Genomic DNA, 20,680 nt, shown 5'->3' with positions numbered 1-20,680 from the left:
ACGCCTCAATCGGTCCGTTCACCGGAGTGCGCTCTGTATACACACGCTGGACAGAAGCCCGTTTACATTAATACATGCGATAAGTGCGCAATACCTGCGGAATTCAGGCGTTCATGCTCAGGGATATTTTCATATAACAAATGGGATTTTCCGGCCTTGTCCAGGTGATCACGCATAGCTGCAATTCGTCCTTTGTTAACATCAATGAAACGAAAATCGATTTGGCGCAAATGCTCCAGCCCGGTCAGTCCAGCAAACGAATCCGCCTTGAGCGCCGTATTAATCTCTTTCAGTTCAATAGACTCCAAAGCACGGGCTGTCCATAGATGTGTCGTATCCCGCAACGATTTCATATAGTCCAGTTCGAGCTGTCTGAGAGAGGTCAGAAGGGAAAAGTCGCATAACTGCTCCAGCTTGGGCAAGGACAGATGCAGATATTCCAGCCCGCGCATCTGTTCGAGTCCCTGAATACTCGTCAGTTTGCGAACAGAGCTGAGCTTCAACATCGAGATGGTCGACTGTGTCAATACATCCAGTCCCCCTTTTAACTCACAGTGATCCAGGGATAGATACTGAAGCATAGGCAGTTCCGCTAACACATCAGCACTTTCGATCGTGCAGTTCAGAATGAGCGTATGCAGTTGGAGACATGCCGCAATGGAAGCAAATCCGTTGAATTTGCCACGCAGTTCAAGAAAGGTCAATCGTTTGTAGTGTTTAATAAAATCGAGCACGGTTGCCTTTGCAGGTGAATTCAATCTTAGAAACTGCAGTTGCTCCATCGCACCCAGTATCGTCAAATCCTGAGCCTGCGAAAGATCAAGCTGCAAGGCAGACACATGTTTCAACTGTGCCAGTCGCCCAAAAAATCCGGATGAATATACCCCTTTAGGGTCCATATGTGATATGTGTAGAATCAGATCCGGCCGGGCAGAAAATACTTTGGCATCGAGCTCGGCAAGGTCCTCGTATGTATCCGCGTCAACGCGAAAATGAACCGTTGCTCTGCGACGCAACAGATGCACCGCCTGGTGCATCTTTTCGGCATTCCATGGAACCCCCTGTATTGAAGCATGCCATAACTCACTCACAGATAATCCCCCTTTTCCATCCATAGTTCCAATTCATTCCATTATAAACAAGATCGCCTGGATGAACCACTACCGATCCCGTTTTTTCATTCCTTTCCTCTTTTTTAATCCCTCCCCTTTCAGCCTGCTCATACTCATACCTTTCCTTTCCGTCGCTTTCAGGATTATTCGACAGAAATCTACATAAAACTATAGATTAAGCCGACATATAACTTAGGCGTTTTGAGCTTTTTATTAATCATCTGGGGAGATGGAATATGTCGAACATGTTGAACAAGTGGGGGAAAACGGGAGCACGGACATCTAGTATGGCAAATACGTTGTCCATTGTGCTGCTGATCATTATCGTAGTTGTCTTTGCCGTGCTGGGAACATTTATGTTTGCAAGCACACGAAACATTCTGGTGAAACAGCAGGAATCCATGCTCCAGACCAAGACACAAGCCATTGTTAGTGAATTTGATGCACTATTCAAGGAAAAGGGCGCACTGGTCAAGCAAATGTCCACCAACACATTATTTCAGCAATACATAGAAACAACAGCATCTGCTGCGGATGCGAAAAGTTCAACCTACGCTGCGGAAACACAGGCGACACTCGCCGCTATTGTTAAAGCAGAGCCTTCGTTTGCAGATGCCTGGGTCGCGGGTCTGGATGGAAAAGGCTTTTGGATTCAAAATGATGGTGTCGTATCTGCGCCGGACTTTGATATCCAGTCACGTCCATACTACAAGCCGGTTACTGACGCAGACGGACTTTATTTCTCCGATCCGTACATTGATATTGCAGCAGGCGATGTACTCATGGGTATCTTCTATCCGATCAAAGACGAAAACAACACCACGATCGGCTTTGCCGCAGCGGATATTGCATTCAAGGATATCCCGGCGATTATGGAGAGTTATTCCCTTGGAAGCACAGGTTATTCTATGTTGCTATCCAAGAGCGGGGAAATTCTGTACCATCCGGATCAAGAGAAGGTATTGAAGGAGAACATCCTGAACAGTACGGGGGACATGGGAGACATCGGCAAGAAAATGCTTGCCGGTGAAAACGGCGTACAACTTATGAACGACAATGGGGAACGTCGATATATCGGCTTCGCTACCAGCAAAGATACGGGATGGTCCGTTGGTCTGACCATATCCGAAGAAGAAGTTCTCGCGGAATTAAAAACATTCACGTGGATTACGCTTGGCGGTTTTGCTGCAGCCACCCTTCTGCTTGTGATTATCTGTTACATTACCCTTCGCCGTCTGTTACGCTCCATACCACAGCTGCTGGCCAAGATTAAACAGATTGAACAAGGTGACCTGACTGTCCAACTGGATATCAAATCTAATAATGAAATTGGACAGATCGCCACAGGCTTGAATTCCATGGTGCAGAAAATTCAGGGCATGCTGCAAATGGTCGGCAGCTCGGCGCAAATCCTGAACCAGTCGTCGAATGATCTGCAAGCCATCTCCTCACGAACGGCTGTGACCATGAATGACACATCAACAGCCATCAACGAGATTGCCAATGCTACGAATTATCAGTCCATCGAAACGGAAAATATCTTACGCAAAACAGGCTCATTATCCAGCCAAATTGATGAAATTGCTACCGATGCGCAGGCTATGGGAACGGTCGTGCAGACATCTGCTGATCAAAGCAGCCAAGGACTTGCGGTCGTGGAACAATTATCGAAATGGTCCGAGGAAAACCACCTGTCCACCCAAGCAATGTCCTCTATTATCCAGGAGATTGACCTGAGTCGGAATGAAATATCCAGTTTTGTGGATACAGTCAAACAGATTGCCTCTCAAACGAACCTGCTCGCCCTGAATGCCTCCATTGAGGCTGCACGTGCTGGCGAACATGGAAGAGGATTTGCCGTCGTTGCCGAAGAGGTCCGCAAACTTGCAGAACAGACGGCTCAGGCAACAGAGGAAATCAACAAAAAGGTGAATGTTATTGAAGAGAAAACAACCCTGTCTGTTGAACATACCATGCGCGGTATGAAGATTGCGGAGGAGAATGCCAAATCCGTAGAAGATACCAAACATGTTTTCTTCAGTATTAACAAAGACCTGAAAGATCTACAGCAACGTATGATGCAGATTACCACTAATACCGCCAATGTACACAAACACAAAGATGAGATATTCCAGGCACTGGAGATTATCTCATCCACCACAGAGGAGAACTCGGCATCGACGGAAGAAGTAAGCGCCAGCACGCAGGATCAGCTGGATAGTATCGAACAGGTAGCGGATCTGTCGAAACAGTTGAACCAGCTATCTGGCAAACTGCAAGACGAACTAAGTCAGTTTAAAGTAAAGTCATGATCCGCAAGCTTTCCCCTGCTCTTCTCTTTTTGTCGCTGTCCATTTATTATTAATGAATATGCGTACGAAGAGGATTGGAGGCTGAATCATCATCATGAACTTTGCCAAACGAATGGATCATTTCAACGAAGGAATATTCACCCGGTTGCTGGAGATCAAACGCCGCAGACTGGAGAACGGTCAGCCCGTTATTGATCTCAGTGTGGGTACGCCGAATATCCCACCTGCGCAGCATATTATAACTGCACTATGCGAGGCCGCTGCTGATCCGGCTAATTATATATATGCTGTGAATGATCAGAGTGAGTTGCTGCAAGCTACAAGCGATTGGTACAAGCAACGCTATCAGGTCGAGTTAGACCCGGCAACACAGATCTGTTCCTTGCTCGGTTCACAGGAAGGGCTGGCACATATATCCCTCTCCATTGTCGATGAAGGTGATCTGGTGCTGGTCCCTGACCCCTGCTATCCCGTCTTTGCGGATGGACCGTTACTAGCAGGTGCAGAACTGTATTATATGCCGCAAAAAGAAGAAAACGGGTATGTTATTCAGCTTCAGGATATACCGGAAGATATCGCTCATCGAGCAAAATTCATGCTGGTCTCCTATCCTAACAATCCAACAACTGCGATGGCACCGGATCAGTTCTATCTCGACCTGATTGCCTTTGCCAAGAAGTATGATATTATCGTGCTTCACGATAATGCGTACAGCGAGCTCGTATTTGACGGAATGTCATGTGGAAGCTTCCTCGCATTCCCTGGCGCCATGGACGTCGGTGTGGAATTCAATTCCCTGTCAAAAACGTACGGACTGGCAGGAGCGCGAATCGGCTTCTGTGTGGGCAATACAACCATGGTCTCCATGCTGAAAAAGCTAAAATCCAATATGGATTACGGGATGTTCCTACCGATCCAAAAAGCAGCAATTGCCGCCATTACCGGAGATCAATCCGAGGTTGAACGGGTCAGAGCTATTTATGAACAGCGCAGAGACATCCTATGTGAAGGCTTCAGCAGTCTGGGTTGGCCAATTGCCAAACCTGAAGCAACGATGTTCGTATGGAGCCGGATTCCGGCGCACTACGACAGCTCGGAGCAATTTGCCATGGATCTGGTTACACATGCAGGAGTCATCGCAACCCCAGGCAGTGCCTTTGGTCCTTCAGGCGAAGGTTACGTTCGATTCGCGCTTGTTCAGGATAATGAAATATTGCAACAAGCGGTACAATCCGTCGATGACAGCGGGATTCTGAAATCCAGCTAACGGGAGTACGATTGGAATGTGCTCAAGCCAAAATCCCCTCAAGGTCCAAAGGGAGTAAGAGTTTCACGTTTGATAACGTGGTCTCTACTTCTTGTAGACGTGAGGGGATTTTGTCATTTGGTGCGGGAGTAGACATTCATTGGGTGATTTAAGATTGCGGCTGAATGGTGCCAACTAGAGTAAAAGGCTGGGCAAAACCCAGCCTCTCCTCATCAAACCGTACGTGAGGTTTTCCCTCATACGGCTTTCCGATGTTTGTCATTCATGGGCATGCAGATTACAATAGCGTTTTTAATTCATATTGACTGGCGATGTACTTAACCTCAGCTATTGAACCCATCCATTTTCTGCGTTGTCTCTTCTTCGCGTACCACCGTGTTAACCGTTGCAACATATACCAATCCAGCTTAGCTAGTCTCTTTTGGCTGTAACTCGTGTAGTAATAGTTTCTCCACCCTTGAATTTTCGGATTGAGCCATTTCACATGTTCCGCAAACGATCTAGATCGCATACTCGGTGGGGATAATCGCTCTTTAATGACTCCACGAATTCGTTCTTCCGCCTTTTTGGTTAGCCATTGCTGTGTGGTGTAATATACCTTCCCTTGCGACGTTTCTGCTTTCGTTTTTCGGTGGTGCATTCCTAAGAAGTCGAATCCCTCGTTTCCTGTCCATAGACCTACAATGCGAGTTTTGGTCGGGTGCAGGGTTAGCTCCAGACGTTCCATAATTTTGCCTATGTGTTCATACGCATGCTCGGCGTCCTTTTTGGTTTTACAGATGACTACAAAGTCGTCTGCATACCTTGTCAGTTCTCCCAGACCTCTTCCATGTTTCTCCCATAGTCGGTCAAAATAGTTCAGATAGATATTCGCCAGAAGCGGTGAGATCACACCACCTTGCGGCGTTCCTAAATCGGAGCGCCTTACGTTTCCTTCTTCCATCACTCCCGCCTGAAGCCACTTCCGTATTAATTTCAGTATCCGCCTGTCGTTGATGCGCATCTGCACCAATTTCATAAGCTTCTCTTGATTAATGTTATCGAAGTAACCTTGGATATCGACGTCGACTACCCAATTCCCTTTGCGGTTGCAGGCTTTCCGAATTCGTTCCAGCGCTCCTTTCGCACTTCGTTTTGGGCGAAATCCGAAGGATACGTCCTCAAAATCCACTTCAAAGATGGGTTCAATTACCAGTTTCGTTGCCATCTGTATGACTCGGTCGCGCACGGTGGGTATGCCCAGCGGCCTTTGCTTCCCATCTTTCTTGGGGATATAGTGCCGCCGTACAGGCTGCGGATGGTAGTTGCCTTCTTTCAACGCTCGTTCGCAGTCCTTAAGGAAGTTCATTTCTCCTTGTTCCTCCACATCTGCCAGCGTCATGGCATCTACTCCTGCTGCTCCCTTGTTCGCTTTCACTCGTCTCCAGGCTTCGCACAAAACATCTCCCCGGTAGACTTTGTCGTACAAGGCATGGAATTTACGCTTGCTGTTCTCCTTGGCCACATGACCTAGCTTTTCTTGGAGTTGTTGAACTTTTTCCTTTGGTGTTGTTAGCCGATTGGCATTCACTCACTCGTACCTCCTCCAAAAGCATAAACAAAGCAGGGCTCCTTCCCTCCCCAAGGTTATGTTGTCCTTGGGTTCTTCGGTACTATGAGCCCCTCGGACTCCCTTCCCACAGACGTTTCACTTCGTCTTTTGGACTTATAGAGCATCTCTTTACGAATTCCTAAAAAAAAAATCCGTGTGGGGGAGGGTCTCCCCAGTTCACTGCATGATCTTTCAAGCCATGCCGCTCCCTTTACGCCGGAAGGTTCTTCACTGTTGTTCCAAGTTCTGCACAGCTTCCTTGGCCTTCATCTATATGACCGAGACTCGGCACCTTCTTTTCCCCCTTGCAGGGCCTTTTTGACGACGCGGCAGGATTCACTTCATGTTACGGCCTGGCTTGTTGCTCGCCCTGTTTCTGACAGGTACTTTTGTCGATGCGCTTTTGCACACAGATTTCGCCATATGCAAGCATCCTAGCTACCAAGGTGGCTTGGCCCCTCCTTGGGTTGGACTTTCACCAACAAGATCATGCGTGCCTCTGGGCACGCGTTACAGCAAAAAGCCTGCTCGGGGAGCAGGCTTCAGGTTTGAACTTTTTATACAGACTTGCGCCAGTTGGAACGATACATCAGATACAGGAAGTACGGTGTTCCGATGATCGCAATGAGTATGCCTGATGGAATCTCTGTCGGTGCCATGACGGTTCTGCCGATTGTATCGGCGAGCACCAGCATGACTGCACCCGCTAATGCGGATAGGAACATGGATCGTCTTAACTTATTCCCCGTCAGTAACCGAACCATATGTGGTGCAATCAGACCGATAAAACCAACGGTTCCTACGCAAGCAACCGCACCTGCTGCAAGTAATACACCAACTGTCATGGCTAATAATCGTGTACGACGTACTCCGAGACCAAGCCCGGATGCACTATTGTCGTCAAATACCAGCAGTTCGAATCTGCGTGCCAGCCACCAAGCCACCGGTACCAGAATAACTAAAAATAATCCGATAACCCTCACCTGTTCCCAGGTACGAGCATAGGTACTTCCTGTCAGCCAGATATATCCGCTGCTACCGTATACCGCACCACGGACAATCAGAATCTGAATACCTGCTCCAGCAATGGCAGACATTGCAATCCCCAGCAACACAACCGCCGAAGGGTTCAGTCCTTTCTTCCAGGCGAGGGAGAACACCACCACTGCAGCAATGGCTGCACCGATGATTGCCGCAATTGGCAGCAAGTATATCGGAAGACCCGGCCATAAGATGATGACCATCATCGCTCCAAGCCCTGCACCTGAGGACACACCAACAATTGAAGCATCTGCCAGCGGGTTACGTACCGCCATCTGAATGAGTACACCACTGATTGCCAGTGCAGCTCCTGCACCTGCGGCAACAAGTGTACGCGGAATCCGAAGCTGAATCAGCGCGGAGAACAGTCCATCCGATTGGAACAGACTTGGTAACCAATCGGCCAGCGGAATTCGCATACCGCCAAACATCGTACTGAGCAAGATAAGCACGACCGTTATGACTGAAAATAATACAGCCATCGGGCCAAATGCAAAGCGACGCGCGGCTCCTCCTGTGCTCATTGAAGTTGACATGCCTGATCCGTTTGCAGCCTTCATGCGTGTAAGAACAAGCCAGATGAGCCACGGTGCACCAATGATTGCCATAACAGCACCCGTTGGCAGTTCCATGCTGGAGTTATGCACCATCTTGGCGAGGACATCTGCTCCAACCAGGAGCGCTGCGCCCCATATGAACACACCGGGTAAAAGTAATCGATTAGAACGTACACCACTCAATCGAACCAGATGTGGTGCGACCAGTCCCACGAAGCCAATCGGCCCAATTACACTTACAATCACAGCGGCCAGCAATACAGCAAGAATTAACCCTACTGCACGAGCCAATGTAACCTTTTGTCCCAAGGAAGAGGCTGTTGATTCATCCAACTCCAGCATATCCCACTGTCTGGACAGAATTAACGCGAGAAGGGTAATACCAACCACCCAAGGTAAAGCATAAAACACACCACTCCAGTCATTCTGGACAAGTGTTCCGGAGCCCCAAAGGAACAACCCTTGTGTCTCCATGGAGAAAAAAATATGTAATGCACTTGTAAATGAACCAAGCACCATCGATACAATCATACCGGACAACGCAAGTCGAACCGGGCTTGATGTTCGTCCGCCGCCCATGAAATAAGCCGCAAATGCTGCTAGCAAACCACCTAGTGCTGCGAAAAGAAAAGGCGACTGACTTAATAGACCTGGAAAAGCGATAGCTCCCAGCACCACCACAAAGTACGCTCCTGCATTAATGCCCAGCGTATCTGAAGCAGCCAATGGATTACGAGTAATCGTTTGCAGCAAAGCGCCCGCAACAGCCAGTGCGCCACCCGCAAGAATACCGATTACTGTCCGCGGCATGCGCAAGTCCCAGACCATATTGTGCTCTAATGAATCCTGTCTGCCTGTAAGAGCGTCCCAAACGACATGCAAAGGAATGGAAGCTTCTCCATAACACAGACTTACAAAAAAAAGCACGATGAGAGCGGTTAGACCGCCCCCATATATGCTTATTGTGCGCCAATTCATAGCTGGCTTAGATCCTTGAACCGAACTCATTTGGTAATCGCCTCGACTACCCCATCAACCAATACTTTGGAGGAGATCGGTCCACCAAATGTCCATGTTGTACTATCGAGTTGATATGTGCGTTTTTCCTTCACAAAGTTCAGGCCGTTCCATACCGAGTTATCTTTCATGGCTGTGCCAAAGACGTCATCGTCTGGTTGTGTAATATAAATGAAGTTACTGTCCTTTACATCGGTTAAGGATTCAATACCTACTGTAGAGAAGCCATAGTTCTCAACTTTATCCGGCTTCCATTCGTTAACCAGTCCGATTTTGTCCAAAGTACCAATCACAACCGAGTTATCGGTAAACATACGCAGGCTGACTGCATTTTGATATGTGAACGCTTGTGTCAGTGCAAAGTTGAAGTTTTCTTTCCCCGCAGCAGCCAGTTTTTCTTTGGCTTCTACATAGTGCTGATCGAGATTACTCAGAACTTCTTTTGCTTTGTCTTCTTTACCGAGAGCTGTTGCAATGTTATTAAATATCTCTGTCATCTTGTCATAATCATAGCCGTCACCATCATACGGATCATATTCAATCGTTGGAGCAATCGCGTTAAGCTGATCGTAAACCGCCGTGTTATTATCTGCATTAGCAATGATAAGATCTGGCTTCAATGCAGCAATAGCTTCCAGATTTGGTTCACTGCGTGTTCCGATATCCGTTACACTGTCATCCAGTGCTGCTTCGGATGTTACCCACACTTTATAGTTAGCGTTATCTGCGTTACCTACTGGTTGAACACCCAGGGCAACAACATCTTCCGTATATGTCCATTCAAGTGTAACGACACGTTCTGCTGGTTTGTCCAGCTTAAGCTCTCCACGTTTATGCTTCACGGTAACAGGACCTGCTGTCTCTTCAGCCGGAGCACTACCCGAGTCACTACCTTGACTTGTATCTGTTGTAGTCGTGCTTTTACCACAACCCGCCAAAACCAGCACAAAGGCCAGCATAATCAACAGTCCATTCAACCCTTTTTTCATATCTCTTTTCTCCCCTGTTAATATGTATTTATATGATAACAATTATCATTATCACTATTGGATTATGCCGTAGGAATGGATTTTTGTCAATGGAAAGTACCTTATTCCCATTCTTTTATCAAATAAAAAAGGAAAGGATAGCTCAAAAGCCATCCTTCCCTTCTATTGATTGCTGTTAACTCAACTGCATCGTAGTGATGCATGTATTATCATTTTCATATGTAGACAATTGCGTTTCTGCAACCTTTCCATCTCGAACAATACGAATCAGATAGGTTCTGTCTCTAGGCACCCAAAAATCCATAAATCCGTTTGCACCAGACTTCATCACTTCATCTTTCATAAAAGTGTTGCCTTGAGAATCGTGAATGGTAACACTGAATTCCTTATTGCTCATTTCCCCCTGACAACCGGTCAAGCTATGAATTGCACAGGGATGGGTCTGGTCCACATAGGGTGCAATGGAAAGGAAAAATTCATTTTCAGGCAAATCATATGTAATGGTTTTTTCATCTTGATCGGTGACGATTAACTGTTTGGCATTAATGGAGGCAGATTCCGGTGTTTCTTTTCCTGTGCTGATATCTTCCACCAATTTTCGGATGTTGGGCGCATTGGCTGTACCCGCCTCTTCCTTGCCCGTATTGCTTGCAAACAGATAGGTTCCGATTACAATCACAACTACAACACTTGCAATGATCCACATTTGTTTTTTCATTTGGAGTCCATCTCCTCGTCCGTTTTCATCAAGTATAATGGAGAACAAACCATCATGGACTTAAACATCGAGAAATTCACCAGATATTCACATATATGGTTCGCTCATTTCGGGATATGCATATATGATATCTGGTCGATAAGTCTTACAGTTCATTGCGTGAGCGACAATTAATATGCCATAATCCGGTCTGCCATTTCCTCGGCTTGAAGTACCGCAGACAACGGGTCGGATAGAAAATATCTATTCCAGTCAAGGCTAATAATCCGGCAGTGATCTGTCTCGATGGACTTCTGCCATGGTTTGCCTGAAGCTTGATCAAGTCCGTGTCTTGGACCATTATCCAACACCAACAGGTAGTCCTCCAGGTACCCACCTACCGCACTCCGCGCAATATCCAGGTATTCCAGGCCCGGCTCCAATAGTTCCTGGCGAACCTTGCCTGCTGGCTTCAAGTTCAGTAACCCGTAGGCTGCCTTACCTCCACGAGTTCCCGTATTTCCCACAAGGGTAATATGTTCTCCCCAGTTCGGATCAATGACGGTAAATGTCTTCTCTGCGGAGACCTTGCCCGGGATCGTTTGCTGCAAAGTATGTACTCTCCGCCCGTATTCCTTAATCCATGTTTCGGCTTCTGTCTGGCGATTCAGAATACGTCCCATCTCTCGAATCTCCTCCGCGACAGAGCCGTAACCAGTCTCTCCATAGACCACCGTAGGTGCAATTCTGGCATAGGAAGCGTAGGCAGCAGGATTCCAGGTGATAATCAAATCGGGCTCCAGTTCAAGCACTTTTTCGAGCGAGATAAAATTATGATTGCCGATATCCTGTACTTGATCATAGATATAAGGCTCCAGCATTTGGTTACTTTCAATGAGTGAATGCGGCGCTCCAAGAGGCGTCACTCCCAATGCCAGCACTTCTCCCAAATTCCAGTCCACGACAACACGGCTAGGCTTGGTCGGTATCGTAATCTCGCCCATGCTTGTGGCAAGTTTTCGAGTTCTGGCTCTTGGTACCTCGGGCGCTGGGGGCTTCCTCACTTGGACTCCTTGTAGATCTATAATCTTCTGTTTTGGCTGGTTTTTGTCAGCTTCAACTATAGGTACCGTTCGTTCGCTCCATCCCGAATAATGACTTTCCAGAGCGGCATGTGGTTGGGATGTTTGCAGGGCTACATCTGGAGCACCGCACTCTCGACGCTTTCTGTAAAACTCAGGAGATACACCATAATGTTTCTTGAAATAACGACTTAGCGTGTAGCCGTTCTCATAGCCTACTCTCTCCGCGATTTCTTGTAAGGTCCCATTCGTGCTCACCAGTAGTTTTAATGCCTGTTCCATCCGAATCTGTGACAGCACACGGCTGGGACTCGTATTTAATTGAAGCTGAAACAATTGGTTCAGATACCTTGGACTACAATTCAGCATTTCAGCTACCTGTTCTATCTTGAGTGGTTCCCCGTAGTGACGTTTCATATAATGCACCGCCTGATCTACCCGATTCAGCTTAGCATCGTTAAACCTTTGCTCCTGCATTTGTTTCAGCATCTCGGCGAGCCATTGGTAGAACAACGCCTTGGTTTGAATTCGGCCTGCTGACTGTAGTTCATTCCATTGTCTGTATATCAACTGCATGATCTCAATTAATGGCAATGGACACGCTGGTTCAAAACCAAAACTTACTTGCAAAGACTCCGACCCAGTATATGTTTGGGATCTTTCAGTATTTGGCTTCTCTGACTCTGGTGACGAATAAGACAACATATGTATTTCCATCGGCTTATTAGCCAGACAATCCAGACGCGTTCCTTTGGAGGCGTGCAGAATATATGTCCCTTTAATGTGATGCATCGCCTGACCAAGCCAGATCTTCCCCTTGCCATTCGTAATTAATAAAAAAGCATTCGAGGGAAGCGTCCACGTATTAGGATCTTCACTGATGTTAACGGTCATGATCCGAATATCCAGTAATCGGATTGTTATATGCTCCCATAATGCCCCGTATTCTTCTATGTTCATCGTCATGGACCTTTCTTTGTGTTTCCTCGTTACCACATCCAAAGCTTCGCCTCATCATATATGATAATCATTCTCAGTTCAACCTGTCGATTGAGTTCTGAAATGGTTATGCTTCCGCTTCCGAATTGGTTATTGTGCAATGGTTAGATTGTCTCTAGAGTTATATTAAATGAAAATCATTATCAATTAGAAAGAGGGTTCGTCATGTTGTTTAAGAAAGCTTGGTATCGTATCACCCTGCCTGTTTTGCTGATCATGGCCGTATTCATTAGTGGTTGTACCCAGAAAGAGACCGTGAAACCTGGGACGACAGAAACAGGAAACACCGCACCGCAAACAAGAACACTCTCCACGATGATGGGAGACGTTACAGTCCCCCTCAACCCGGAGCGGGTTGTCGTTGATTGGAATATAGGACATGTTCTGGCTGTCGGCGTAACACCAGTTGGTGTGCCGAGTAGCCTGCTGGATTATGGAGTATTCCTGCGTGACAAACTTGTGGATAGCGCGGATTTGGGTAACCACAGTGAGGTTTCACTTGAGAAAATGGTAGAGTTGGAACCGGACCTGATTATCACATGGGACCAGGAGAAATTTCAGACCTATTCCAAAATCGCTCCGACTGTCGTATTCGTACCCGATCAGTATGATTCCATGGAAGCAGAAGTGACAGCCATGGGCGAGATTCTGAACCGCAAAGCAGAAGCCATAACTTGGAACGAATCGTTTAAACAACGGATCGTAGCTGCTCAGGCCAAAATTAAAGGTGTAATTCCAGACGGTGCCACCTTCACCGTTGCCGATTTTAACTTTTTGAAGAACCCAGCCATTATTGGCAACAGCGCCAATCGTGGTGGAAGAGCAGCCTATGAATTGCTTGGACTAACTCCGGCACCCAAGGTGAAGTCAGATCTTCTGGACCTAGGCAAAGAAAATCTGGAAGCTAGCGCGGAGGTCTTTAGAGAGTATGTAGGTGATTACCTGCTGATGATGGTTACAGAAGGCACGAAAGATCACTCCCTGTTGCCTAATGTCTGGGACAATCTGCCTGCGGTGCAGAACGACCATATCTACAAACTGGATATTCATAAATATTTCACTGCTGATCCCTATACCTCCATTCTACAAGCCGAAGAGATCGCAGATCGACTCGCAAGTGGACAGACTGAGCTGAATTAGCGCGAGTTTTCAAATCTAGTGAGACCCGAAACCGAACCTGAACGTGTTCAGCGTAGGCAAGCGCACTGAATCCTGAATGTGTGAGAACGTACCTTTCAAGTGCGAGCAAGCGATCAAGACGTCGTGAAAGCAGATTTTCTTCCTTACAATGAAAAGCTTCTCTTCTGGCGGGATTCAGGGTCGTCCTCTAGGCTCGCCGCCGGTTAGATCAAAACATGGAGCGAGCGCTAACGAATCTGAGGCGTCTTATTCAACGGTTTGAAGCGCCTACAGAAATCTAAGGAACTTGAGACACTCTATATCCGATTAACAAGCCGTTTTCAGTGTTTTTATAAGGGGATTTTGGTAGATAACGTGTCTGATGGACCTTACAATTTAAAAAGAGGAGCTGAAGGCCAAATAAGATGTCCTGAGTTCCTCAGAAAATCATCTATCCATTCGCCAAGATTGGTAGTCTGGGAATTCAAGTTTTTATCCAGTTCAAAAAAGATTACACAAACAGCGCTCACCAGAACGATTCAGGTGGCGCTGTTTTTTGGAGTTTGAATATCTCACTGTTACCGAAACATTATATCTAGTTACACAAATAAGTGTTCATACTTTCGAATCTGGGATCTTAAAATTTGAGCAACTCTCCCAAGAACTTGATCATGTTGTTCAATGAATTGAATAACTGAAGATCGATCGAATTGAAGATTTGTTTGAAGCGCACGTGCTTGTTTTGAAAAATCACTGCTAAATGGCTTCGCCTTAATCTTGCGCAATGCAATACTTGTTGGCATGCTTAGCGGATAGTCTGTTGTATCTGACAAAAGGCTTAGACCGTGATCAAAAAGTGGACAGAGTCTATATCCATCAGGACCATGTATAAAAGCGATATTATTCAAATGTCGGTCTTCATTTAGCAGAATCGCGTCCAGTGGTAACATGATTGAGAAGTACTCTAGCGTATCTAATTTCAATACATCCTTGAGAAAATCAACAACTAAAAGCACGGAATCTCGTGTGCTCTGTCCTTGCTGTAAATCTTCAAATTTGACACCATAACTCTCCAAAATGCGATGCAAAGTAATGATACTCTCTCCCGGCTGCAGAAAATCTTCAGAATAACAACCCGGATATTCAACGTTTTCCTCAATCAGAACACACTGCGTATAAGGAACTATAAGTCCTGATGGAATATTGGATCGTCTAATTAGCTCGAACGCTACCCACTCCGCCAGTCCTTCATAACCAAATTTATTAGCTTTTCCCCACTTATTCTCAATTTTCCATTTTAATTGGTCACCCTTGCTACTACTGACAAAAGTCTTACGAGAATCCTTGCTCACCTGCAAAACGGGGATGGACATCAGCACAAGACAACTCCTCATTAGAAAATCTAATCCAGACATAATCATCATATAACACACCATGTGTTTGTTTTACGATCTCCGAAGCTACGTAATCATTCAGACCCAATGATTGCAAAATTTTATCGGCATGGTGTCTGGTGCGAGGAAAACATCTGGATTCAAAGTAATCCAGTACATCCCCAACGGTTACCTTAGACTTGCTTGGAAAAGGGAGAAAAACAGGCGATACACTTTTATCTTGCCATACATCAACCGTTTGATTGCTATAATCCAACTTCACTTTGGCAATCACCTTGTCATGCTCCAAGACCTCAAATTCAAGAGGAGAAGATATAAATTTGTTTATTTTTTTCATCTGCTACCTCCAACATTTTTTATCAGCTAACAGATTTTGATGTTATTCGACAATATTATACCATTTCTTAGAACATATTATATTTCATCCGTCTAAATTCTCAGATATAAAAAAACTGTGATTCCCAGAAGGGATCACAGTTAGTTTTTTGAAGGTTTTTTAATTATCAATATATAATTTCAAATCAGTTTTCAGACGTAAGATTGTGTTTGAATATTGTTCTATTCTTTCCTGCAATCTTATACGTTCATGCTCGTTGCCAGAAAAATTTATTCTTTTAAAAATATCTTTTGCGTTATTTATATCTTGGATATAGGTATTAATTTTACTTTTCCCTCTATATCTCATACTATCCCCATCTATCTCGAGAAGTGCGTCAGATAACTTCTTATCAGGATCTACTAAAAAACTTTTTAATTGTTCAGAGTTGGCTTTGTGGATAAATGAGTCCGTTTTAAGATCCAATATTCCAACTAATCCCCTCTCAATTTTGGACAACATTGTTGTCCGCACTGTATCCAATTTGTGATCTTCTACTATTTCAGGCTTTAATCTATTTAAATTGTTCAACCATTGTATTAAACATGCTAGTGCGGAGATTGATATTTTATTATTGGTTAAACTTTGTTCGATTTCAGAATGTGGATAATAGCTAAATACCTTTACTCTTGCTGATACAAAAGCAACACTTTTGTTCATTTTGCGTGCGAGCTCACTAAACGAACACTTTTCCCAATAAATCCACATATCATGAGTGTGCTTAGACCATTCATATACACTCCAATCTGATTTACCACCTTGGACTGATCCTAATCTTTCCTGTTCTTCTTCGATACTTTGTGGCCGCTCAACTAAATACACTGGAATTTTTCTTTGCATTAACTTTTTTGCTGCATGCCATCTTCGATGACCTGATAGAATTACATACTTATTATCTCTTTCATAGCAGGTTATAGGAACCTCCCATCCTTTTTCTTTAATTACTCGTTGTAATTCATCAGTTTTAATTGTGTTATCCATTCGTGGATTCAACGGGTTTGGTTCGACATCCTTTATATCTGCCATTATCAACTTGGAATAGTTACTCAAGTCTAACTCCCCCTTGTAATTCAAGGCTCTTATTCTTTAACATTTCCATTAAATCAATTAACTCGTCTATTAATATTTGTGCTTCTTTACGATCTTTACATTCAATTTTTTGAACAGTTGCTATTGAGTCGTCCATTGTTTTATATATTCCGTTGTAATTATCATCTTTTCCCGAACGATTGATTGTCATCTCAATCTCTGATTGTTTCAACGTTTTGGTAGTGTCCGACAGAAACGATATAATCTCTTTTTCACTAGCATTGCATACGAAATTTCTATCATTAAGAATGTTACTATTAAAACATTTGTTTTCGTATTTTTTTAACATTTGTATTCTTATAAAATCCTCATCTAGCGATTTCACCAAGTTAGGATGAAATTCACACAATCGCTTAATCCAGGTAATGATGTAGTCAAGCATAGAGATCGAATACATGCCATTTTTCAGTTTGTCTTCAATTTCAACACGTAGATAATATTTGTAAACGCGAATTTTTGCAGCAATTTTCTTTTTAGGTACTCCTATTTTTTTTGAAAATTCTTCATATGCGATACACCCGCTAAATATCCAACGGTCGTATATGTTTTTAGCTATTTCATATGGTGTCCATTCCACTTGCACACTTTGTAATGAGCCTAAACGATCTTTCTCCTCAGCAGATGTAGTAGGTGCGTCCACTACAAATACAGGCATCTTGTCATGCCCTAATTGTTTTGCTGCATACCATCTACGGTGTCCAGACAATAAAATGTAGTACTCTCCTTTCTTATAACACGTTACTGGCTCTTCCCAACCTTTTGTTTCTATTATTTGTTGTAATTGATTTGTGTCGACGGCTAGATCTCTTCTGGGGTTACTGGGATTAGCAAAAATATATTCAATTGGCACCCATTTAAAATTATCATCACTTTTCTGCTGTGGTTGACCATTTAGATTGAGTGCTGAAATTTGCAATAGTAACGCCTCATTTCTATTAATAATTTTTTGGTAATCGAAATCGCATTTTCTTAATATTTCATCAATATTCATTCTTAATTGAGCTGCGGAGATCGTAAAATATTCTATTATATTCTCTCTGCTGTAGCCTTCTATTAGCTTGTCAGCAACTTTCTGTTCTATTGTAGAAAAGCTTCCTACACTTTCGATTTTAAATATTTGATCCTGATTTTCTTCGACCGCAATCACATCTATAAGCTGTCTTTCATCTTGGTTTTCTTGCTTTGAATTAATTGAGTCATATAAGTATAATTGACGCCTAATTACATAAAAATGCAAAGCTTGAACGGCCATATTGTAGGAGCATCCGAGTTCTTGGGAAATAACATCTGGTGACATTCCTAGTAGATTTCGACTCATTATTTTAAGGATTATGCTATTTATTTTTTGGCTAGGTCGTACAATATTGTAGTGTTGTATTGTAAACTCTATCATTCTTCCCTTTACAAATTTATAAGCATAACGCCAGAAAAACTCTTTTCCTTTTTTAAAATTGAATTTCGAATACGCCTCTATAAGTCCTAAATAGCCTTGTTGTGTGAGATCGTCCAATAGCCAATTGTCGTATAACATTCTAGAGTAGAAAAATCTTCTTGCTGTTCTTTTTACGTTTTTAGCATGCTGATCTATGACTTCTTCTATTGTTATCTCTGTGGATTGAGGCTGAATCAAATGCAAGTCCCCCTCTCCAGATATCATCATTTCTATAATTATAATTTAATAGTTGAGGGAAATCTTTCATTCGTCAAAGGTTCTAACTTTTCAACAGCAACGCGGTTTTTATGACAAAATATCTTATTTAAATCTGGTTGATATAAACCTTAATATCTCTCTTTTATTACGAAAAACACACGATTTTCTCACAAAAAAGCCCGATGCGTGTTTGAGAGAGATCTCGACACAAATCGGGCTTCTTGCTAGGACATGTTATCTTTTATGCATATGCAGTTTTACGTATTGGAGAGAGCTTTGTTTTTCTCATAAAAACGGGCATTATGGGAAGAGACACCCGCCATATCGGAAGCAGCAGGTTCCAGATATGTCTTGGCACTGTTGACTGCGAGCACCGCATCGTTAAAAGCACCTGCGATCAGCCTGACTTTGCTTCCATAAGTGATGAAATCACCCGCTCCGAAGATACCTGGAATGTTGGTACGCATGCGCTGATCAACGGATACGCCGTAATCTTCCCGCGCCAGTCCCCATTGCACAAGGTTACCGAAATCACGATCATACCCATGGCTTACGACAACTTCATCCACTTCAACATGTGTGATCTCACCAGTTTCTACATGGGCTAGCTCGACACGATCGATTTTGTCACCTGTACCGTATAAGCGTGAGATGTTAAATGGCGTCATGACGTTGGCTTGAGCTTTCATCTGAGCAACTGGCGACTCGTGTCCGGTAAACTCATGACGTCTGTGTGCTACCGTAACTTCACTTGCGATCTTGCCCAGTTCATTCGCCCAGTCGACTGCGGAATCGCCGCCACCCGAGATCAGAACACGCTTCCCGGCAAAACGGGACAGGTCGGTTATCGTATAGTGCAGATTTGTCAGCTCATACCGATTGGCACCCTCGACATCCAGCTTCTGCACCTGAGTCATACCTCTGCCCGCACATAACAGGATGGTACGTGTGTAGTGACGTTCGCCTGTTTTGGAAATGAGTACAAATGCACCGTCCTCACGTCGTTCAAGCTCGGCAATTTCCTGCCCAAATACAATCGTTGGATCGAACGTTCTCGCCTGTCTCTCCAGCGATTCAATCAGCTTCTCACAGCGAATCGGATCAACCCCGCCCACATCCCAGATCAGCTTCTCCGGGTACGTACGCATGAATCCACCCAGTTCCTGTTTGGCTTCAATGATTTTGGTACGCATGGCTCTCATGCCACTATAAAAGGAGGCGTACATTCCAGCAGGTCCCCCACCAACGATGGTAATATCATAAATATCCAGTTGAGGCTCTACAGTCATTTAAGGCACCAACTTTCCAACAACATAGTCCATCAATTTTACAGAGCCAATCGGACCCACACCCGATACGAATTGGCTTGTCTTCAACGGGAAGACATGATCATTCTTCACAGCCTCCAGATTCGACCACACTTGACTTGCTTTCAGATCTTCCATGGATTTCTTCGTGTCATAACCTACGAGGGTTCTGTCTTCCAGGAAAATATAATCCGGATTCATCTCAGGCAAGAATTCCAGGGAGAACTGGCTAAACCAATCTGTAGAGTCTTTGATCGCTTCAGGACTATTCAGACCCAGGATATCATAGAAGAAAACACTGCTGCTTCCTCCTTTGGGACCCATGAAACGGTAACGATTGTGCTCTACCCGGAGAACCAATACGGTCTTGTCTCCCAGGGCTGTCGCAATTTTCTCTTTCGCTTGTGAGGCTTTCTCGTCGAATTCAGCCAGTACTTTGGAAGATTCTTCAGTCTTATCGAATATGGCAGCCAGCTTTGGCATAGCACGTTTCATTTCACTGTTGGCATCCAGTGCCACCGTAGGAGCGATTTTGGACAATTCATCATATACGCCCTGTTCCATACCTTCGCCAGCTGCAAGGATCATATCCGGTGACAACGCAAGCAACTGCTCATAATTATATTGATATTGCTCAACTTCAATGATCTGGACCCCATGTTCTTTCAAATAATCAGGGCGGTATTCCGCTTCAACTTCTGGAGTTAACAAAACGATTTGGGGTGTAACACCCATCTCAATCAGATACTCGGCATAGATCGAATCAAACACAACCAGATTTTGAGGATGAGTTGGAATCGTTACTTCTCCAAACTGATCCTTCACCACCTTAGTCCCACTTTCAGTCGCTGTTTCTTTTGCAGTACTCGCTGCTCCTTCAGTTGGAGCACCTGCTGTTCCAGCTGTAGCGTTCTCTTCCTTGGTTCCACCGGAACATGCCGCCAGCATTACACTAATCACCAACAGCATGATACCAAACCCTTTGAATCTTCGTGACATGATATACTTCGCCCCTTATGTATATTGATAATGATAATTATTATCAAATAGTATCAAATAAGAAGTATTGCTTCCATAGCA

Annotated in this window: 15 protein-coding genes; 3 read left to right on the top strand and 12 right to left on the bottom strand. The window is 44.5% G+C overall.

All coding sequences use genetic code 11. From position 1 onward, the window contains the following. Nucleotides 1-62: 62 nt before the first annotated feature. Nucleotides 63-1,091, bottom strand: coding sequence for a hypothetical protein (locus MHI01_RS26995; RefSeq protein ID WP_340984557.1), 1,029 nt, complete (start codon nucleotides 1,089-1,091; stop codon nucleotides 63-65). A gap of 257 nt (nucleotides 1,092-1,348) precedes the next feature. Here MHI01_RS26995 and MHI01_RS26990 point away from each other — a divergent pair, with 257 nt between their 5' ends. After that, a complete protein-coding gene (locus MHI01_RS26990) occupies nucleotides 1,349-3,424 on the top strand; it encodes a methyl-accepting chemotaxis protein (RefSeq protein WP_340984556.1) in 2,076 nt (691 codons plus the stop codon). 94 nt (nucleotides 3,425-3,518) lie between these two features. Continuing rightward, a complete protein-coding gene (locus tag MHI01_RS26985) occupies nucleotides 3,519-4,691 on the top strand; it encodes an aminotransferase class I/II-fold pyridoxal phosphate-dependent enzyme (RefSeq protein ID WP_340984555.1) in 1,173 nt (390 codons plus the stop codon). Between the two features lie 277 nt (nucleotides 4,692-4,968). Here MHI01_RS26985 and ltrA read toward each other — a convergent pair whose 3' ends face one another. From ltrA to MHI01_RS26960, 5 genes are all read right to left on the bottom strand, one after another. Beyond that, the gene (ltrA, locus tag MHI01_RS26980; RefSeq protein ID WP_036669585.1) at nucleotides 4,969-6,261 is read right to left on the bottom strand and encodes a group II intron reverse transcriptase/maturase; all 1,293 of its coding nucleotides are present in this window, start codon (nucleotides 6,259-6,261) and stop codon (nucleotides 4,969-4,971) included. Nucleotides 6,262-6,839: 578 nt separating this feature from the next. Further along, a complete protein-coding gene (locus MHI01_RS26975) occupies nucleotides 6,840-8,888 on the bottom strand; it encodes an iron ABC transporter permease (protein WP_036617472.1) in 2,049 nt (682 codons plus the stop codon). Further along, the gene (locus MHI01_RS26970) at nucleotides 8,885-9,886 is read right to left on the bottom strand and encodes an ABC transporter substrate-binding protein (protein WP_047843871.1); all 1,002 of its coding nucleotides are present in this window, start codon (nucleotides 9,884-9,886) and stop codon (nucleotides 8,885-8,887) included. The genes MHI01_RS26975 and MHI01_RS26970 overlap by 4 nt, the downstream gene beginning before the upstream one ends. A gap of 175 nt (nucleotides 9,887-10,061) precedes the next feature. Next, the gene (locus tag MHI01_RS26965) at nucleotides 10,062-10,604 is read right to left on the bottom strand and encodes a CueP family metal-binding protein (RefSeq protein WP_340984554.1); all 543 of its coding nucleotides are present in this window, start codon (nucleotides 10,602-10,604) and stop codon (nucleotides 10,062-10,064) included. A 170-nt stretch (nucleotides 10,605-10,774) separates the two neighbouring features. Beyond that, the gene (locus MHI01_RS26960) at nucleotides 10,775-12,625 is read right to left on the bottom strand and encodes an AraC family transcriptional regulator (protein WP_340984552.1); all 1,851 of its coding nucleotides are present in this window, start codon (nucleotides 12,623-12,625) and stop codon (nucleotides 10,775-10,777) included. 204 nt (nucleotides 12,626-12,829) lie between these two features. On the opposite strand from MHI01_RS26960, the gene MHI01_RS26955 reads away from it, so the two are divergent. Continuing rightward, nucleotides 12,830-13,804 carry an ABC transporter substrate-binding protein gene (locus MHI01_RS26955; protein ID WP_340984551.1) on the top strand — a complete coding sequence of 325 codons (975 nt, stop codon included), beginning with the start codon at nucleotides 12,830-12,832 and terminating at the stop codon, nucleotides 13,802-13,804. 578 nt (nucleotides 13,805-14,382) lie between these two features. Here the strand turns inward: MHI01_RS26955 and MHI01_RS26950 are convergent. The 6 genes from MHI01_RS26950 to MHI01_RS26925 all read right to left on the bottom strand — a co-directional run bounded on the left by MHI01_RS26950 (nucleotide 14,383) and on the right by MHI01_RS26925 (nucleotide 20,599). Continuing rightward, entirely contained in the window at nucleotides 14,383-15,162 is a 780-nt protein-coding gene (locus MHI01_RS26950) for a hypothetical protein (RefSeq protein WP_340984550.1), read from the bottom strand. Next, the gene (locus tag MHI01_RS26945; protein WP_101314991.1) at nucleotides 15,116-15,514 is read right to left on the bottom strand and encodes a hypothetical protein; all 399 of its coding nucleotides are present in this window, start codon (nucleotides 15,512-15,514) and stop codon (nucleotides 15,116-15,118) included. Before MHI01_RS26945 ends, MHI01_RS26950 begins: the two co-directional genes overlap by 47 nt. A gap of 159 nt (nucleotides 15,515-15,673) precedes the next feature. Further along, a complete protein-coding gene (locus MHI01_RS26940) occupies nucleotides 15,674-16,603 on the bottom strand; it encodes a ParB/RepB/Spo0J family partition protein (protein ID WP_101314992.1) in 930 nt (309 codons plus the stop codon). After that, nucleotides 16,596-18,272 (bottom strand): ParB N-terminal domain-containing protein, encoded by a 1,677-nt coding sequence (locus tag MHI01_RS26935; RefSeq protein WP_180361898.1) that lies wholly within the window; start codon nucleotides 18,270-18,272, stop codon nucleotides 16,596-16,598. Before MHI01_RS26935 ends, MHI01_RS26940 begins: the two co-directional genes overlap by 8 nt. A gap of 278 nt (nucleotides 18,273-18,550) precedes the next feature. Continuing rightward, a complete protein-coding gene (locus MHI01_RS26930) occupies nucleotides 18,551-19,582 on the bottom strand; it encodes an NAD(P)/FAD-dependent oxidoreductase (protein WP_340984549.1) in 1,032 nt (343 codons plus the stop codon). Beyond that, nucleotides 19,583-20,599 (bottom strand): ABC transporter substrate-binding protein, encoded by a 1,017-nt coding sequence (locus tag MHI01_RS26925; RefSeq protein WP_340984548.1) that lies wholly within the window; start codon nucleotides 20,597-20,599, stop codon nucleotides 19,583-19,585. Nucleotides 20,600-20,680: the final 81 nt, after the last annotated feature.

Origin of the sequence: Paenibacillus sp. FSL M7-0656 (assembly GCF_038003225.1) — a bacterium.
GTDB lineage: Bacteria > Bacillota > Bacilli > Paenibacillales > Paenibacillaceae > Paenibacillus > Paenibacillus amylolyticus.
The sequence above is the reverse complement of the archived record's forward strand: the minus strand, read 5'-3'. Positions and strand labels throughout refer to the sequence as shown.

What these genes read in the sequence shown, in the direction of transcription:
- MHI01_RS26990 (WP_340984556.1), top strand. Translation starts at nt 1,349, where the DNA reads ATGTCGAACATGTTGAACAAGTGGGGGAAAACGGGAGCACGGACATCT.
- MHI01_RS26985 (WP_340984555.1), top strand. Translation starts at nt 3,519, where the DNA reads ATGAACTTTGCCAAACGAATGGATCATTTCAACGAAGGAATATTCACC.
- MHI01_RS26975 (WP_036617472.1), bottom strand. Translation starts at nt 8,888, where the DNA reads ATGAGTTCGGTTCAAGGATCTAAGCCAGCTATGAATTGGCGCACAATA.
- MHI01_RS26970 (WP_047843871.1), bottom strand. Translation starts at nt 9,886, where the DNA reads ATGAAAAAAGGGTTGAATGGACTGTTGATTATGCTGGCCTTTGTGCTG.
- MHI01_RS26965 (WP_340984554.1), bottom strand. Translation starts at nt 10,604, where the DNA reads ATGAAAAAACAAATGTGGATCATTGCAAGTGTTGTAGTTGTGATTGTA.
- MHI01_RS26960 (WP_340984552.1), bottom strand. Translation starts at nt 12,625, where the DNA reads ATGAACATAGAAGAATACGGGGCATTATGGGAGCATATAACAATCCGA.
- MHI01_RS26955 (WP_340984551.1), top strand. Translation starts at nt 12,830, where the DNA reads ATGTTGTTTAAGAAAGCTTGGTATCGTATCACCCTGCCTGTTTTGCTG.
- MHI01_RS26945 (WP_101314991.1), bottom strand. Translation starts at nt 15,514, where the DNA reads ATGAAAAAAATAAACAAATTTATATCTTCTCCTCTTGAATTTGAGGTC.
- MHI01_RS26930 (WP_340984549.1), bottom strand. Translation starts at nt 19,582, where the DNA reads ATGACTGTAGAGCCTCAACTGGATATTTATGATATTACCATCGTTGGT.
- MHI01_RS26925 (WP_340984548.1), bottom strand. Translation starts at nt 20,599, where the DNA reads ATGTCACGAAGATTCAAAGGGTTTGGTATCATGCTGTTGGTGATTAGT.